Source organism: Salibacterium sp. K-3 (assembly GCF_054052005.1).
Genome location: NZ_JBSVZE010000001.1, coordinates 987,302 through 1,002,791 on the forward strand (window position 1 = coordinate 987,302; position 15,490 = coordinate 1,002,791).

Annotated in this window: 23 protein-coding genes, 1 tRNA gene and 2 pseudogenes; 17 read left to right on the plus strand and 9 right to left on the minus strand. The window is 43.5% G+C overall.

Annotated features, from left to right (window positions below; genetic code table 11):
• The first annotated feature begins 275 nt into the window (after positions 1 to 275).
• On the plus strand, positions 276 to 1,511 hold the full coding sequence (locus tag ACW9JV_RS04710) for a dicarboxylate/amino acid:cation symporter (RefSeq protein ID WP_457331856.1): 1,236 nt from the start codon (positions 276 to 278) through the stop codon (positions 1,509 to 1,511).
• Between the two features lie 172 nt (positions 1,512 to 1,683).
• Complete coding sequence (yugI, locus tag ACW9JV_RS04715; protein ID WP_457331858.1) at positions 1,684 to 2,100, plus strand: S1 domain-containing post-transcriptional regulator GSP13; 417 nt, start codon at positions 1,684 to 1,686, stop codon at positions 2,098 to 2,100.
• Between the two features lie 66 nt (positions 2,101 to 2,166).
• Here the strand turns inward: yugI and ACW9JV_RS04720 are convergent, their stop codons facing one another.
• Positions 2,167 to 2,394, minus strand: a complete 228-nt coding sequence (locus tag ACW9JV_RS04720) for a DUF378 domain-containing protein (protein WP_457331860.1) — start codon at positions 2,392 to 2,394, stop codon at positions 2,167 to 2,169.
• Between the two features lie 189 nt (positions 2,395 to 2,583).
• Here ACW9JV_RS04720 and ACW9JV_RS04725 point away from each other — a divergent pair, with 189 nt between their 5' ends.
• Positions 2,584 to 3,939 carry a glucose-6-phosphate isomerase gene (locus tag ACW9JV_RS04725; RefSeq protein ID WP_457331863.1) on the plus strand — a complete coding sequence of 452 codons (1,356 nt, stop codon included), beginning with the start codon at positions 2,584 to 2,586 and terminating at the stop codon, positions 3,937 to 3,939.
• A gap of 89 nt (positions 3,940 to 4,028) precedes the next feature.
• Positions 4,029 to 4,427 (plus strand): YugN family protein, encoded by a 399-nt coding sequence (locus tag ACW9JV_RS04730; RefSeq protein WP_457331866.1) that lies wholly within the window; start codon positions 4,029 to 4,031, stop codon positions 4,425 to 4,427.
• Here ACW9JV_RS04730 and ACW9JV_RS04735 read toward each other — a convergent pair.
• Positions 4,419 to 5,420 (minus strand): potassium channel family protein, encoded by a 1,002-nt coding sequence (locus ACW9JV_RS04735; RefSeq protein WP_457331868.1) that lies wholly within the window; start codon positions 5,418 to 5,420, stop codon positions 4,419 to 4,421. The genes ACW9JV_RS04730 and ACW9JV_RS04735 overlap by 9 nt on opposite strands.
• A 111-nt stretch (positions 5,421 to 5,531) precedes the next feature.
• On the opposite strand from ACW9JV_RS04735, the gene ACW9JV_RS04740 reads away from it, so the two are divergent.
• The 4 genes from ACW9JV_RS04740 (at position 5,532) to ACW9JV_RS04755 (ending at position 6,447) form a co-directional block, all read left to right on the plus strand.
• Positions 5,532 to 5,693 (plus strand): hypothetical protein, encoded by a 162-nt coding sequence (locus ACW9JV_RS04740; RefSeq protein WP_457331870.1) that lies wholly within the window; start codon positions 5,532 to 5,534, stop codon positions 5,691 to 5,693.
• Positions 5,694 to 5,744: 51 nt separating this feature from the next.
• A tRNA-Ala gene (locus ACW9JV_RS04745) sits at positions 5,745 to 5,820 on the plus strand.
• Positions 5,821 to 6,028: 208 nt separating this feature from the next.
• Positions 6,029 to 6,178, plus strand: coding sequence for a hypothetical protein (locus tag ACW9JV_RS04750; RefSeq protein ID WP_457331872.1), 150 nt, complete (start codon positions 6,029 to 6,031; stop codon positions 6,176 to 6,178).
• A complete protein-coding gene (locus tag ACW9JV_RS04755; RefSeq protein WP_457331874.1) occupies positions 6,175 to 6,447 on the plus strand; it encodes a type II toxin-antitoxin system death-on-curing family toxin in 273 nt (90 codons plus the stop codon). The genes ACW9JV_RS04750 and ACW9JV_RS04755 overlap by 4 nt, the downstream gene beginning before the upstream one ends.
• 438 nt (positions 6,448 to 6,885) lie before the next feature.
• Here ACW9JV_RS04755 and ACW9JV_RS04760 read toward each other — a convergent pair whose 3' ends face one another.
• A complete protein-coding gene (locus tag ACW9JV_RS04760) occupies positions 6,886 to 7,080 on the minus strand; it encodes a hypothetical protein (protein WP_457331876.1) in 195 nt (64 codons plus the stop codon).
• A gap of 367 nt (positions 7,081 to 7,447) precedes the next feature.
• Between ACW9JV_RS04760 and ACW9JV_RS04765 the strand changes: the two genes are divergently transcribed.
• From ACW9JV_RS04765 to ACW9JV_RS04795, 7 genes are all read left to right on the plus strand, one after another.
• Positions 7,448 to 7,678 (plus strand): hypothetical protein, encoded by a 231-nt coding sequence (locus ACW9JV_RS04765; protein ID WP_457331878.1) that lies wholly within the window; start codon positions 7,448 to 7,450, stop codon positions 7,676 to 7,678.
• 79 nt (positions 7,679 to 7,757) lie between these two features.
• Complete coding sequence (locus ACW9JV_RS04770) at positions 7,758 to 8,141, plus strand: DUF4376 domain-containing protein (RefSeq protein WP_457331880.1); 384 nt, start codon at positions 7,758 to 7,760, stop codon at positions 8,139 to 8,141.
• Positions 8,135 to 8,527, plus strand: a complete 393-nt coding sequence (locus tag ACW9JV_RS04775; protein WP_457331882.1) for a hypothetical protein — start codon at positions 8,135 to 8,137, stop codon at positions 8,525 to 8,527. Before ACW9JV_RS04770 ends, ACW9JV_RS04775 begins: the two co-directional genes overlap by 7 nt.
• Positions 8,528 to 8,621: 94 nt before the next feature.
• Positions 8,622 to 8,789 (plus strand): phage holin, encoded by a 168-nt coding sequence (locus ACW9JV_RS04780; RefSeq protein ID WP_457334579.1) that lies wholly within the window; start codon positions 8,622 to 8,624, stop codon positions 8,787 to 8,789.
• Positions 8,790 to 8,981: 192 nt separating this feature from the next.
• Entirely contained in the window at positions 8,982 to 9,224 is a 243-nt protein-coding gene (locus ACW9JV_RS04785) for a hypothetical protein (protein WP_457331884.1), read from the plus strand.
• 158 nt (positions 9,225 to 9,382) lie between these two features.
• The gene (locus ACW9JV_RS04790) at positions 9,383 to 9,532 is read left to right on the plus strand and encodes a hypothetical protein (protein WP_457334754.1); all 150 of its coding nucleotides are present in this window, start codon (positions 9,383 to 9,385) and stop codon (positions 9,530 to 9,532) included.
• Between the two features lie 73 nt (positions 9,533 to 9,605).
• Positions 9,606 to 9,872, plus strand: a complete 267-nt coding sequence (locus tag ACW9JV_RS04795; protein ID WP_457331886.1) for an atypical membrane-integrating protein (Mistic protein) — start codon at positions 9,606 to 9,608, stop codon at positions 9,870 to 9,872.
• A gap of 129 nt (positions 9,873 to 10,001) precedes the next feature.
• Here the strand turns inward: ACW9JV_RS04795 and ACW9JV_RS04800 are convergent, their stop codons facing one another.
• The 3 genes from ACW9JV_RS04800 to ACW9JV_RS04810 form a co-directional block, all read right to left on the minus strand.
• A complete protein-coding gene (locus ACW9JV_RS04800; RefSeq protein WP_457331888.1) occupies positions 10,002 to 10,670 on the minus strand; it encodes an SOS response-associated peptidase in 669 nt (222 codons plus the stop codon).
• Between the two features lie 627 nt (positions 10,671 to 11,297).
• On the minus strand, positions 11,298 to 11,423 hold the full coding sequence (locus ACW9JV_RS04805; RefSeq protein ID WP_457331890.1) for a YjcZ family sporulation protein: 126 nt from the start codon (positions 11,421 to 11,423) through the stop codon (positions 11,298 to 11,300).
• 125 nt (positions 11,424 to 11,548) lie between these two features.
• Positions 11,549 to 11,905, minus strand: coding sequence for a DUF2512 family protein (locus ACW9JV_RS04810; RefSeq protein WP_457331892.1), 357 nt, complete (start codon positions 11,903 to 11,905; stop codon positions 11,549 to 11,551).
• A gap of 246 nt (positions 11,906 to 12,151) precedes the next feature.
• Between ACW9JV_RS04810 and ACW9JV_RS04815 the strand changes: the two are divergent.
• Positions 12,152 to 12,286, plus strand: a pseudogene (locus ACW9JV_RS04815) (site-specific DNA-methyltransferase); the annotation flags it as partial.
• A gap of 446 nt (positions 12,287 to 12,732) precedes the next feature.
• Here the strand turns inward: ACW9JV_RS04815 and ACW9JV_RS04820 are convergent.
• From ACW9JV_RS04820 to ACW9JV_RS04830, 3 genes and pseudogenes are all read right to left on the minus strand, one after another.
• Positions 12,733 to 13,221: a type II toxin-antitoxin system HicB family antitoxin gene (locus ACW9JV_RS04820; protein WP_457331894.1), complete on the minus strand. Its 489-nt coding sequence runs from the start codon at positions 13,219 to 13,221 to the stop codon at positions 12,733 to 12,735.
• A 29-nt stretch (positions 13,222 to 13,250) separates the two neighbouring features.
• On the minus strand, positions 13,251 to 13,439 hold the full coding sequence (locus tag ACW9JV_RS04825) for a type II toxin-antitoxin system HicA family toxin (protein ID WP_457331896.1): 189 nt from the start codon (positions 13,437 to 13,439) through the stop codon (positions 13,251 to 13,253).
• Positions 13,440 to 14,392: 953 nt separating this feature from the next.
• A pseudogene (locus ACW9JV_RS04830) lies at positions 14,393 to 14,509 on the minus strand (transcriptional regulator); the annotation flags it as partial.
• A gap of 116 nt (positions 14,510 to 14,625) precedes the next feature.
• Between ACW9JV_RS04830 and ACW9JV_RS04835 the strand changes: the two are divergent.
• Positions 14,626 to 15,465 carry an isocitrate lyase/PEP mutase family protein gene (locus ACW9JV_RS04835; RefSeq protein ID WP_457331898.1) on the plus strand — a complete coding sequence of 280 codons (840 nt, stop codon included), beginning with the start codon at positions 14,626 to 14,628 and terminating at the stop codon, positions 15,463 to 15,465.
• The last annotated feature ends 25 nt before the right edge of the window (positions 15,466 to 15,490 follow it).

Sequence of the window (15,490 nt, forward strand, 5' to 3'; positions counted from 1 at the left end):
GATGAAGGAAGAGCTTTCTTTTTTAACATGCCCATCACCCTGAAGAGACATCCTGACATTCCCTTAAAAATAAAGTAACCGTAGAGTATTGATAGATGATTGTAAAAATATTATACTTTTTACATATTTGAAAGAATTTATTCTACATTGCCCGACCCGCTCAGCCTGGACTGCAGGGTTGGAACGATGATGTTCTTTCGGTAAAATAGCTGACATACTATAAAGAAGGGTGGACATAGCCGGAACTGCTTTGATTACAAAAGGAGGGAAATGACGTGCATGAAAATTTAACGAAACATATTTTGCTCGCTCTTTTATTCGGGGTGATTGTTGGACTTATTTTAAACTTTGTTCCTGAAAACGTTTTCGGTTGGTTGGATACGTATTTGTTGACCCCCGTTGGTGATATCTTTTTGAACCTTATTACCATGCTTGTTGTTCCAATTGTTTTTATTTCCATAGCGCTCGGAACAGCCAGCTTAAAAGATCCGGTTCAATTAGGGAGAATCGGCGGCAAAACGATCAGCTTTTATTTAATCACCACGACCATTGCACTTATTATTGGAATCAGCCTGGCGTACTTGATTCAGCCCGGTGCGGAGGGTGCTTTTGATACGCAGGGAGCGGATTATGAAGCGGAAGAAGCACCTCCCATTATGGATACGTTTTTAAATATTATACCGGGAAATCCTATTAACGCGTTGGAAGAGGCCAATATGCTGCAGATTATTGCCATCGCCATATTCTTTGGGGCAGCGCTTGCGAAGCTGGGTGATAAAACAGCGGGACTGCACAGGCTGCTCGAACAGGGAAATGAAGTGATGATGTTTCTTGTTCGTGTCGTCATGTACACGGCTCCCTATGGTGCCTTTGCATTGATTGCATCGGCTGTCGGAACTGCCGGTGTGGACGGCCTGCAGCAGATGCTGCTGTACATGATCACCATCATTCTCGGGCTTATCCTTCATGCAGCTGTTACGTACAGCTTTGCTGTCAAAGTGATTGGGAAGAAAAGTCCGGTGCATTTCTTCAGAAGCTTTTACCCGGCCATGATCGTAGCATTTAGTACTGCCAGTTCAAGCGGTACCCTGCCGGTATCGATGAGAACGGCCCAGGAGAGACTGGGTGTGAGTAAAAAAGTCAGCAGTTTCGTCCAGCCCCTTGGAGCTACAATAAATATGGACGGAACCGCTATCATGCAGGCTGTAGCGACTGTTTTTATTGCGCAGGTGTGGGGAGCGGATCTTGCTTTTTCCCAGCTCGTGATGGTAGTGCTGACGGCGACGCTTGCAAGCATTGGGACAGCCGGTGTGCCGGGTGTCGGGCTGATTATGCTGTCTATGGTACTGCAGCAGGTAGGCCTGCCGGTTGAAGGTATTGCGCTTGTACTGGGCGTCGACCGTCTGCTCGATATGCTTCGTACCTCCCTGAATATTACCGGCGATGCCGCCTGCGCGTATATCATAGATCGATCGGAAGAAAAGAAAGAGCCCGTTTCGGACTCCGTATAATACCTGTTCACTTCCCGGGTCGAGAAAAGCTTCGATCCGGGAAGTTTCATACTTATTCTGCTTTGATAACGGGGATAACCAAGTTTTCTGTTTCATCTTATATAAATAAATTGCTGAAAGGGGGAGGGTGTGATATAATTTGAAGGCTAATAAATATTTAGGAGATGTTTGAATGTCGGTAGAGCAATACGAGGTAGGAAGTATCGTTGAGGGTAAGATTACAGGAATTAAACCATTCGGAGCGTTTGTCGCTCTTGATGATAATAAACAGGGACTCGTCCATATCTCTGAAGTCGCCCACGGTTATGTAAAAGATATTAATGATGAACTTTCCGTCGGGGACGAAGTGAAGGTAAAAATAAAATCCATTGATGCGGATAATGGCAAGATTTCCCTTTCCATCCGTGATACCCAGGAAGCACCGGAAAAAGAAGAAAGAAAACCGAGTCACAACAGCGGCGCTCCGAAAGGCGGAGCCAAGGGCGGCCAGAAAAATCAGGGATTCAATACCCTCGAAGACAAGCTGAAAGACTGGCTGAAACAGTCCAATGAAATTCAGGCTGATCTAAATAAACGCATCCGCAAGTAATAAAAAGAAGGGGCATTCCGTTCGTTACGGGAAGCACCCCTTCTTTTTTTATGATTCATTATGATATTACCGTTGAGGTTCGGGGCTTCGTTCCAACTCTTCATCCGGTTTGAAAAGAACCGAGATGCTGTAAAGGCCGGCGATTCCAACCAGGGCGTAAATTACCCGGGACATCGCTTCCGCCTGACTGCCAAAGATCGCAGCAATAAGATCAAATCCAAAAAATCCAATGAGACCCCAGTTCACAGCACCTATAATGGTCAGAACAAGAGCAGTGCGCTGCATTCCGCTCATCCTCCTTCACCCCCCTTCACCTGTGTCACGCTTACCCCTTATCATGATGGAATAAGACGTCCTTTATTCATGATTTTAGAAAAAAGAAACCATCATGCCTTGAATTCGGTTACATCTTAGAAATATCTTGAATTCCAGAGCGCCGTTCTATACATTTGAAGAAGAGACTAAAAAATGGGGGATCTTGTCATGCCAAAAGACATTCAGTTTGATTACAGCAACGCACTGCCATTTTTCAGCGAACATGAACTGGAACACCTGCGCAGCCCGGTACAGCATGCTCATGACGCTGTTCATGAAAAGACCGGCGCAGGAAGTGATTTTTTAGGGTGGGTCGACCTGCCGAAGGACTATGATAAAGAAGAATTCGAGCGTATTCAGAAAGCCGCGGAGAAAATCAGGAACGACTCCGATGTGCTGCTCGTTCTCGGTATCGGCGGTTCCTACCTTGGGGCCAAAGCGGCCATTGAAAGCCTGACGCATACCTTCCGCAACCAGCAGCGTAAAGACGGCCGCAGCGGTCCGGAAATTTATTTTGCCGGCCACCATATCAGCCAATCCTACATCCGGGATCTGATGGATATGCTGGAAAATAAAGATGTCTCGATCAATGTGATTTCCAAATCCGGGACCACTACGGAACCGGCGATTGCCTTCCGGATTTTCCGCGATTTTCTCGAGAAAAAATACGGGAAGGAAGAAGCAGCCAAGCGGATTTACGCCACGACCGACAAAGAAAAAGGAGCGCTGAAGACGCTGGCGGATGAACAGGGCTACGAAACATTCACCGTTCCCGATGATGTAGGCGGCCGCTATTCCGTACTGACTGCTGTCGGACTGCTTCCGATTGCCGCAGCCGGACTGGACGTGGAGAAGATGATGGAAGGGGCCGATGCCGCCCGCCTTACGTATGCAGAACCTGATCTGATGAAAAATGAGGCGTATCAATATGCAGCGGTCCGCCACATGCTTTATCAAAAAGGAAAAGCCATTGAGCTGCTCGTCAATTATGAGCCGAGCCTGGTTTTTGTTTCGGAATGGTGGAAGCAGCTGTTCGGCGAAAGTGAAGGCAAAGACCATAAAGGACTCTTTCCAGCCTCCGTGAATTTTTCGACCGATCTTCATTCGATGGGGCAGTATGTGCAGGAAGGACGGCGCCATCTGTTTGAAACGGTACTTCAGCTGGAGAAGGCCGGTGAAGATGTTACGATACCTGAAACGGAAGATGACCTTGAGGGGCTCAATTATCTCGCCGGAAAGTCGATGGATTTTGTGAATGAAAAAGCGTTTCAGGGCACCCTGCTTGCCCATACCGACGGCGACGTACCGAACCTGGTGCTGCGTATTCCGGAAATGAATGAATATTACTTTGGATATCTTGTGTATTTCTTCGAAAAAGCATGCGCCGTCAGCGGGTATCTGCTCGGAGTCAATCCGTTCGATCAGCCTGGAGTGGAAGCCTATAAGAAAAACATGTTTGCCCTGCTTGGGAAGCCCGGCTTTGAACAACAGCAGCAGGAACTGCAGAAACGCCTGAATCAATGAGTACGCATCCCGGAGATTTTTTCTCCGGGATTTCTGTATGAAAATCGGCAACGGGGAAAAAGTAAAACCAAAAAGAAGGCGGGATCCCTATGATCGAGATACCTTCAAAATTGGAAGGCCACCGTTTTGTGCTTCAGGATCTGGAGAAAAAAATGAAGCCGCTCGGCTATGACATCGGTGGCGGATGGGAATATGATCACGGTTATATGGACTACAAAATGTCGAACGAAGAGGATTATCAGTTTTTCCGGGTTCCGTTTGAAGCTGTCGATGGTGAACTGGAACAGAAGGGCGTAAAAGTGGCTCTCGGCCGTCCGTTTGTACTGGCGCATCAGTATAAGCGGGGCAGTGATCATGTCGAAGAACCTTATAATGCTGTCGTCAACCAGTTTCAGACCCCGGAGGACAGAGATGCCGACGTGCCAGCTTCCTGGGTGGAACAGGGGGAAAGGCTGAATAAAGAACTGGAAGACGTGTTATTAACGTGACGATTCAAGCACAAGCAGAGAATGATCTTCCGTGACGACCTTTTCTCCGTCCGGATGCAGGGTGGTCTGATTTTCGCTGCTGATGCCGATCGGCAGGTATTCGCGCATACGGGCTTCGTGGCTGATACTTTCAAATGTTTTTCCGATCCATTCCTCCGGACAGGGAATCGAACGGAGATACGGAGCGGCTTCCACGTCGAGAAGAAGCGTGATCGTTTCGGCAATGCCCTGCTGTTCCAGACTTTCCGTCATAAGAAGGCTCGAAATCATGTTGGAGGCAATGATTTCATCGGCACCTGCATGACGGGCATTTGGAAGCTGTTCAGAGGTCAGGATTTCAGCGGCGGTGTAGATATCATCACAGTAATGTCTGGCCGTCAGCAGGGTCAGAATCGTCTGGGCATCGGCATGCTGTTCCGTGCTTTCCAACCCGGATGTGATGACGAGCGCGCGGGCCCGCCGGATATTGGCTTGACGCAGGGTAGTCTGGAAAGTAGGGCTGCCTTTGATAAACTGAAGGGTGCGGCTGTTGTCAAACGGTGTTTCCGTCAAGTTATTATCGATCAAAAGGACCGGGCGTCCCGGATAGGCCAGCTGAATCTGTTCGATAAACTGCCGGGAACGTTCATTCCAGTTCACAATAATATAATGATCCTGAAAACTGGAAGCAAGCGTGCCTTTCTGCCAGTGGTGCTGTTCGCTCACGGTACTGGAAGCCAAGTTTGTCACAAAAAACAACACAAAACCGATGCCGAAAAGGATAAGAACCATGGCCGCAATCCGTCCCGTCACAGTTTCCGGCACAAAATCCCCGTAGCCGACCGTCGTTGATGTTACAACCGCCCACCAGACCGCGTCAAAAAAAGACGGGAACGCCTCCGGTTCGAGGACATGAAGAAGGAAGGCGAAAGCAGTAATTATTAAAATAATGATCATAAGAAGACGGACAAGCACCGGAATCCGATCATAAAAACGGACCGCAGCATGTAACATAAGGAACTCCTTTCCTGCCGATGAACAGTGTTTTTACCAATATAGCCATCATATTGCCGTTTCATTCATCATCTGGTATGGTGGGAAAAGACGATGCGGGGAGGTTCTTCCATGATACTGCTGGAATCGATCAGTTTCGGCCTGGCCGTTTTTATCGGCTGGCTTATTTTTGATTACGCCCGGGAAAAACAATGGCGCAAAGAAAAAATCGCGGAATCTTTTCTTGTCGGCGTCGTCGGCGGGGCAGGATGGGGAATTTTCGAACTTTTATAGTATTGACAGGCGGTGCAAACCTGCTTATAATAAAAATTGTCGTTTTGATACGGGGCATTAGCTCAGTCGGGAGAGCGCTTGGCTGGCAGCCAAGAGGTCATCGGTTCGAGCCCGATATGCTCCACCATACATAATTACGCCAATGACGCCGGTTTGAGGATAACCTCGGCCCGGCGTTATTTTTATGATTAGGGTGCTTAAACGCAGCTGGATGAATCACGGTGGGCGTTGATTAAAAATATGTTATAATGAAGAAAATAAAATTAGCTTAAAAGCTGTTTATTCTATACACATGGAACCCATCCTGTTATTACAATGTTTCAGGAGGCGGTAATATGGATAAAGGAGAACATTCGAACATGGTAACCACGGAAAAAGAATTAAAAGAATTAAAAAAAGCAGATAGAAAAGAACTTATACAAAAGGTAGGAAAGAAAGTAGCAGACAGGAACGAGGAAGGATTAAAAAAGGTAAGTAAGAATTGAGTGTTGAGTCCATAGATTCCGGAGATATAAGACAACTTCATCAACTCGCTCTTGATAGATACGGAGGAGTGCAGGGAGAAAATGAACCGGGGATGATTGAATACATGGCTGAAAAGCCTTTTATGTTCAGCTTTGGCCAAGAACTGTATCCCGGATTATTTTTAAAATCCGCCGTGTATTTAGAAGGCTTTGCCACTCATCAGTATTTTAGTGATGGAAACAAAAGAACTGCTTACCTCACTGCTGCTGTGTTTCTTGAACTAACTTGAACTAAATGGATATTCTTTAATCATTAGTGACGAAGAATTATATGAAGTTTGTATAGGTGCAGCCGTTCGAACATTCACATTGCATGAACTTGCGGATTGGTTGGAACAAAATGCTGAAAAACATATATAAGAACGAGCTTTAGGGCAGTGCAATGAACTATGGAAGAGCGCTTGGCTGCCAGCCAGGAGGTCATCGGTGCGGGTCCCGATATGCTCCACCATACATAATTACACCAATGACGCCGGTTTGAGGGACTTCCTCGGCCCGGCGTTATTTTTATGGTAAAAGGTCTCTGTTTTTTTGAATGCAACGTCATACAGCAAAGCCGGCCGTCAGCAGCATTGTCGTGGATATATTGGAGAGGTGCTGCTGACGAAGGAAACTACTGCTGCTGTTTAGCGCGAGTAAGACGGATTATGTGAATCAAAGAGTAAGCTTCACTCAGCATCTTTTCTGTGCTTTTTAATGGCTGCAGCATTACCGATGACACCTAAAACTCCACTGAATAAGAGTATGTACTGAACAAAAACAATATTTCCTGGGACATCGTTAGTGAGAAGTGTTATTGAGGGACCAATGACCAGTAAAATGCTACTGAAAAGAGCTATGTTAGCTGAAGTTACCTTGTTCATGATAAACCTCCCAGAATTTAGTAAGTTCACTTTTTAATATTAACAAACCCATTATCAAGTTAACAGTCATCAAATAAATTAAGGCAGATAACGATGATTCCAGGACGGATTATGTGTAAAAAGAAATTGCATCCAAAAGTATTAGGACGGACATTAGTCCGCTCTATAAAAAGGAGAATGAATAGAGATGTGCCTCCTAATATCCATAACCGTCGTATCCGCCCATTCCAAAGCGGATTCTCTTGGGATCAGAACGAGGGGAACTTGCTTCCAGTCAAGACGAAACAAACTGGAATAATTTCATTAACGAAAAGCAGGAGCACTTGTCGGGTTAGGGGTAATAGGATATTGGAAAGGAAGGATGTAAGTGAATATTAAGCATTTCATTCTTACCAGGGACTTTATTCAGCTTTCTTACGACTACGACCCTGCGGGAATCATCACCGTTACAGAAGGAACCGGGGAAGATAATATAGAAGAAGTATTTGACTTCACCCAGATCGATTCTGACGAAGATGGAAAAATCAATGTTAACGATATTCAGCTAAAGAACTTGGATGAAAACCCCATTCACTCTGCTGAAAAATCTGATGGATAATGGTACATCGAGTTGAAATATTATATTCCGTTCCAAGAAGGTAGCTTTACCGGGGGAGACTGGAAGGAGGTAAACGAAGATGGCGAACTTATCGAATAGTTTTGTTTCAGCTACAGAACAACAGGAGCAGGAGCTATCTTCTGCTTCTTCCCGTAAAATACGGGAATTAAAGGAACAGTGTACAGCTGCTATTCATGCCGGATTTTCCATTACAATCGGTAACACGGAATATACGCTTGGCATGAAGGAGCATGACCAAAACAATCTGACGCAAATGAACCTCCGTCTTGTACAGAAAAAGAATCAAGGAGAAACGCTGCCGGAAGAAGTTCGATGGAAAAAGTTAAATAACGGTGTTGTTTCTTTTACACCTGAACAGTTTTTCTCGGTCATCACTGCTTCAGAAAATCATAAACTGGATCGTGCGACAACGAAAGAGGAAATCGAGGCTGTGACATGGTGATGGAAGTTATATTTTCCCGTAATACTTCATTGCTATCGCGTCTGATCCAACGATTCACCGACGGAAAATGGAGCCACAATGCGATTAAAATAGACGACTACCATATCCTTGATTCTCGGTTTCCGCAGGGTGTACAGATTCGTCATTTTGATCTTAATGACTTCGAAGTAGTAGAAGTAAAGGGAGATATAAACAAGGCCATTAAACACGTTGAAAAGCGCTATGATGTGCTTAAATTTATTTGGTATGGAGTTAAGTTTGGTGATAAACCCTGGAACAATCCAAGCCAAATGATTTGTAGTGAACTCATCGCTGAAGCAGCCCATGATAGTAAGTTAAAAGGAAAAACGCCAAACGAACAATATAAATACCTGAAAAAACGATAGCGGGCTTATAAGCGCGCTATCGTTATATCCAAAAGGAGTCTCCAAGCGGAGGCTCTTTTTAATTTAAAAAAGAGTGATCCACATGATCTAAAAACTGAAAAAACTAGAAGCAGGAACCGTCACACGCACCGTACTCATGGCCGCCGCATTCATCAACCAGGGGTTGGCTCTGTTTGGCCACTCGCCCCTTCCGATTGACGAGCAGAACGTAGAAATGTTCGTTTCCTTTGTGTTCTCGGCTGTCACTGCAGTTGCAGCTTGATGGAAAAACAACAACTTCTCGGCAGCTGAAAGATAACTTTCGTGATTTGCGCGTTGAAATGGAGCAAACTCGATCAGCGATAAAAAAATATAATGGTCTTCGTGAAGAAGTGGGAGAAGCCAGAAAAGAAATTGATGCTGTAAAAGGGAAAGTTAACAAGCTGGAAGAGAGAGCGAAAGGGAGATCGGCGACATGGGACGGCACTCGCATGGATGGGATCCAGAAAAAGATATCACAGGGCATTCCGCCTTAGACCCTGAAAGGAAAACGGATCCGGGGAATGCGCTCAATCAGAACGGCGTGTCGTTCTGGCAATTATTCATAAAAGACGTGAAACGAGAAATGAATGGAGAAGGGATTGCGGCCGTCACAGACGACAACCTGCTGCAGAAAGGTGATGCTAGCAGTGAGGTGAGCAGCTACAAGAAGACCTGATGGATGCCGGTAAATAGTTGCCCAGGTACGGAGCAGACGGTGACTACGGTAACGAAACATTCGATGCAGTCAAAGTGTTCCAGGCACGACACGGATTATCTGTGGACGGTATCGCCGGACCAAACACCTTTGAAAAATTAAAGGAGGTAATTAAAGATATGGAACAACAGCAACCGAATGAAAGTCACAAAGAAGCATGGGAATGGGCACAGAAGAAAGGTTTTCTCAATGGAAAGGATCCGCGGAAGCCGATTACGCGGAAACAGATGTCTACTGTTATGATGCGGATGTATGAAGACCTGAATTAAAAAGAGCAGGGGCTCTGCCCCTTGCTCTTCATACAAATAAAAAAACAGGGAAAGCTTTTACTAGGTGATTATAATGAAAGCGAATAAAGTGGATTTTAATAAATACAGTGAAGCGATCGATAAAATTTCAGAAGGAAATAATGAAATGATCGAATTGTTTAATGAAATCGAAGATGATGACCCATTAATAAGTTTTCATGAGGATGTCATTGAAAATATCAATAAAGCCAAAAAGAAATATGGCAGCAATGTTGTAGATGAAAAAGTAAATACAGTAGTAGGGGAAATGCTTTCTTGGTTGGATCTGGAGAAAGTAGAATTAGAGGAAGAGGATGAATGATACATAAGAAAAAACTGACCGTCAGCCGACGGCCTGCTATATAAACCCTTAATGCTTCACTTCCCCATTCCCATCCCGTAGCTTAATTATATTCGATGGACCGAGGAAAGCAAGAACTATTTAAAAACTCTATAGAGGGTTAACGAGTTCTTTATAGTCGTTACGTGGACTGTTCACGTCTGTTGATACCTGGTGAGCATCCATTGCATTAGAATCAATCGGTTGCAGTAACTGCTGAACATCATCAGGATCTTGGTTAGTCGGATCCATCCATTGTTGTTGATGCTCTTTCGGGAGGATAACCGGCATCCGGTCATGGATCTCTGACATAAAATCATTCGCCTGTGTCGTAATGATCGTGCAACTGAATATGTCCTGATCGTTTTCATCTTTCCATTTTTCCCACAATCCGGCGAATCCAAATACGTCTTGATCCTTTAAGTAAATGCGATACGGCTGCTTTTTCCCATCAACCTTCTGCCATTCATAGAAAGAGTCGGCCGGTATGATACAGCGGCGTTTTTTCAATGCGTGTTTGAAACTGCCTTTTTCAGCAACGGTTTCAGCACGAGCATTGATCATTTTATAACCGATGTTCTTATCCTTCGCCCAAAAAGGAATGAGACCCCACCGCAATTTTCCCAAACGGTTATTTTCTCCATCATTAATGACAGCAAGTATGTCCTGAGACGGGGCGATATTGTAGCTTACATCGTAATCCTCAATGGTTGTTTCATCGATATCGAATTGATCCTGCAGTGTCTCCAGGTCCACACTTAAGGTGAAACGTCCGCACATGCATATTCCTCCGATCAAGATCAATTTCTTCCATTATATACTTTTCTGAATGTCTGTAATCTGATCAAACGGAACATAATGCAAGTCGTTCTCGCTGTCTTTAATATAGTATTTTGTATTACATGACCAATTTTATGTGGTATTAAATTATAAAAGATGACTTAAGTGGTAACATACCCGGCAAACAACAATGAATGGCTGTATGAACTTATCGAGAATTAACCGAGATATTCACGTATGCAGATTGACGAATGAATGGGTGTGAAAGGGGCTGAATGAAGCAAAATTGGCCGCAAGCCAAGAGGTCATCGGTGCGGGTCCCGATATGCTCCACCATACATAATTACGCCAATGACGCCGGTTTGAGGGACTTCCCCGTTCCGGCGTTATTTTTATGGTAAGAGGTCTCTGTTTTTTTGAATGCAACGTCATACAGTAAAGCCGGCCGGCAACAGCATTGTCGTGGATGTATTGGAGGCTGTCTTTGAAGTGCTGCTGACGAAGGAAACTACTGCTGCCGTTTAGCGCGAGTACGACGGATTATGTGAAAAAAAGACCCATGTTCAAAAGGTCCTAAAGGACGGACATTAGGTCCGCCCTTTAGGAAAAAGAATAGGGATATGCTTCTTAGTATCCGTAATCACCGTAACCACCTTTTCCACCAAAGAAACCAGATGAACCAACAATGATTAACAGGATAAACAGGACAACGATCAACGCAAATCCAGACCCATAACCATAACCTGCGCTCATAACTTCACCTCCTTATTGTCACTAGTCACAATTTATGACGAAGCAGCACTGGTTTGTGTGAGCAATTGCCCAGGTATGGTTGGATGTTTTGCAAAGATGCTTTTAAAAAAAGCTTTGAGGTGGTCTTAAGTTGGGGACTTCTCTGTTTTTCCGTTTTTAATAAGCCAGTTGTGCTGTGCAATCTCTGTGATTGTCAATAATAAGCCGGTTAGCAGAGCTCCAAAGAAAGAAACCGCAGCTGTATCAAAAAATAATGAAACAATATATACGATCGCCGATGCCGCAATAAAATCAGCAATGGTACTGAGCCAGAATGTTCCCTCTTTCAATATAAACACTTCCATAACATGAGCACTAACAGCGAGAATGAGCCCTACAATAATTGGTTGCCATAAATTTTCGTAGTTCACGTTTGGAAAAATGAAAGACGAGATGACAACAGTAATTGGACAAACAAAGATTTTAATAATTAACCCAGTCAATATTGTGAGCCTCCTTTTAGTGCTTAACATGCCCATCGAAGTGAGTAATATAACAATGCTGAATTAGAAAGATCGAAGTTTGTCAGTACCACTGATTTAATTCATATTTCGACTATCAACTAAAGGAGACCCTTTCAAAAGGGTCTAAACACAATAAAGGAACAATCGTTCCCTTCTGGTTTTCATTCTATCATGCGGAAGGGAGAAAAGATATGACAATACAAACAAAAGGAATGCATTGAGGGGATGAGGCAAATACCGGATGGATCCGTTAGACATTATCATGAAATTCTCCCGTTCGATCAATTATGGGAGCAATACAAACGAGTAATTAAAGATCACGGAGCCATTGTTCTAACAGCAAGTCAGCCATTCACTTCTTTCTGTAACCCTCTTTCCTCGATAGTAAGAAATAAGGGGACTATGTTCTCTATTCATTTTCATCTAAAGCTTTTGCAATAAATACTCTCCCATATTAAAAAGGATGAAAATAAAAATAAAGAGAATGGGATATAGTCTATACCAACCCAATGATCTAGTTCTTCACTTATAATCAGAAATTAAGGAAAGCGAACAAAAAAAGTAAGATAGCAATAATGAAACGATTTCTAGCGATCAATCAGAGAAACGAATGAATCGGCAGTCCGTGAAGGGGTAGAAACGATTATTATGGCTGCAGCTGGTTTGACTGCGGCTTTTGTGAATCCGGACAAAAAGGAAGAACATCCAACGGAAGGCGACTACGAATCGAAGCAGCAGAAGGATCCGAGCATATAAAAAAAGCAGGGGCTTTTTTGCCCCTGCTTCTACATAAAAACATAGTGTGTTTATGATTTTGAACCCTTCTTAGATTGGTCTGCGGGGACAAACACACGGTTTGAATCATCTTGATTATGCGAAGAAATTGACGGCCTGTGAACCCCGATATGCTCTTTCAATGCATCTTGAAGCAATTGCGAGTAATTAATTTTATGCTCTTTTGCAATATCATCCAACCAAGCAGGAAGGGTTAGGGTTTTTTTAACAGACCGCTGCTGCATATCACTTCTAAATGGCGGCATCCAGACATCTATAAAAACGGCATATTCCGTATCCTCTGGTTTAGCATCTCTCGGGGAACTTGGATTTGGAATCTCATCACCATCCTGCTCCATGCCATACAAGTGCAGTGCTAAAGCCTCCTTGGCCATATCAACAGCTTCTACTTCTTGATCGGCAACTGTAATACAACCAGGTAAGTCTGGGAAACGAACACCCACTTGATCATCTTCATATTCAAAAAACGCAAGAAATGTGTAGCGATCAGGATAACTCATCTATATAAAACCTCCTAAGTGGGATAGGCTTAAAGCCCCGCCTGTTTGAAGATGCTTTTCACTGTTCCGGTTGGTAATTGTTTTTTGGGGTGTGGTAGCGTCACTTTCCCGGGCTTCGTAGGATGCTTAAGCTGATGGTGACTGCCTTTAATATTTGTTATGTACCAACCATCGTCCTCAAGTATTTTTAAGATTTCTTTTGAAGAATAACTTTTCACATTGGCTTTCCCCTCCCTTCTTTGTTAATTATATTATTAAACGTATTATAATACGTGTAAATATTTTTGATAAAAAACAGACCGTCAACCGACGGCCTGCTATATAAACTCTCAATGCTTCACTTCCCCATACCGTAGCTTAATTATATTCGATGGACTAAGGAAAGCAAGAACTATTTAAAAACTCTATTCTCGCTGTCTTTAACATAGTATTTTGTATTACATGACCAATTTTATGTGGTATTAAATTATAAAAGATGACTTAAGTGGTAACATACCCGCCAAACAACAATGAATGGCTGTATGAACTTATCGAGAATTAACTGATATATTCACGTTTGCAGTTTGACGAATGAATGGGTGTGAAAAGGGCTGAATGAAGCAAAATTGGCTGGCAGCCAAGAGGTCATCGGTTTGAGTCCGATATGCTCCACCATACATAATTGCGCCAATGACGCCGGTTTGAGGGACTTCCTCGGCCCGGCGTTATTTTAATGGTAAGAGGTCTCTGTTTTTTTGAATGCAACGTTATACAGCAAAGCCAAGCCGGCCGGCAACAGCATTATCGTGGATGTATTGGAGGCTGTCTTTGAAGTGCTGCTGGCTGCCGTTTAGCGCGAGTACGACGGAAAATGCGAATCACTAAAATGTTTTAGAAACTACCTAAAGCTTCCGCCAGTTACATTCCGGTCGTGTCTTATTGTAAGTATTAGCATTATGATACTAAAAATGGAGGAGAGCAATGAGCTGCCTATAAGCAGCCAAATAATTGTGTTCAGTTTTTGGTTCAATGTAATGCCTCCTTTACTGTTTAGGAAGTTTAATTTCTGGATTTTTATTGTGTGTAATTAAAAATTGTTTAATACACATATCGACGATTATCAACTTAAGGATGGAAGGGAAAAAAGTGAAGGAAGCCACATAAAAAAGCTGCAGAATCGTCTGCATTCCTTATAGGCTAATTCACCAGCTGTATGAAAACGTCCATCCATTAAACTGGTCAAAATCGCTGCTCTTGACGGTTCACTAAGGAGAGCAGCAACTTCGGCAACATTTGGATATACATTCATTGGCATTTATCTCCTTCTGTATTCCATATTTCGATAATAGTTGAAATGCTTGTAGGTTACAATTACATAGATCAATAGTGAGTTCCAAATCCAACACATGAAATGGGGTTTTTCTTATGAGCCAAAAAAACCAATCGTTGAAGGCTTACGATTTTCATCACCTACATCGGCGGTCATCCTGCTTTGTTCTTGCAAATGCCTGGGATGTCATAAGTGCGAAGATGTTTGAAGAAAATGGATTTAAAGCGATAGGAACAACAAGTGCCGGCATAGCTGCGTCATTGGGGTATAAGGATGGAGAGAGTATCCCACTGGAAAAGATGATTGAAGTCATTAAGTCAATTACAAGTTCTGTGAATGTCCCCGTGAGCGCAGACATTGAAGCAGGATATGGAGAAACCGTTAAAGAGGTTGTAGAAACGGTGAAAAAAATGATAGCAGCTGGAGTAGTAGGGATAAACATTGAAGATGGTACAGGAAATCCCGTTCAGCCTCTATATGATCTTTCCTTTCAAAAAGAAAAGATTGCAGCTATCAAAGAACTCTCGAATACTGCTGTGGACCCCTCATTGTTTATAAATGCACGCACAGATACATATTGGCTCAATGTTGGAGATGCATCGACGCGATTTCAAGAAACGGTGAAGCGTGCAAAAGAGTTTGAGGAAGCTGGAGCAGATTGTATTTTCGTTCCCGGTTTAACAGATTTGGAAAGCATCCAGCATCTCAGAGAAGAAATTTCTTCTCCCATTAACCTATTGGCCGGGCCCGAGATGCCTTCTTTGACTGAGTTATCAAGCATTGGCATTGAAAGGCTTAGTTGTGGATCAGCTCCTTTTAGAGCAACCGTAACGTTGCTGAAAACCCTTAGTGAAGAGATCATGGATCAACAAACTTTTCATCATATGACGAATGACGTTATGTCCTACACAAAAGTAGCTGACCTGGTAAAATAAACACTCGAACCAATGTAAAACAACA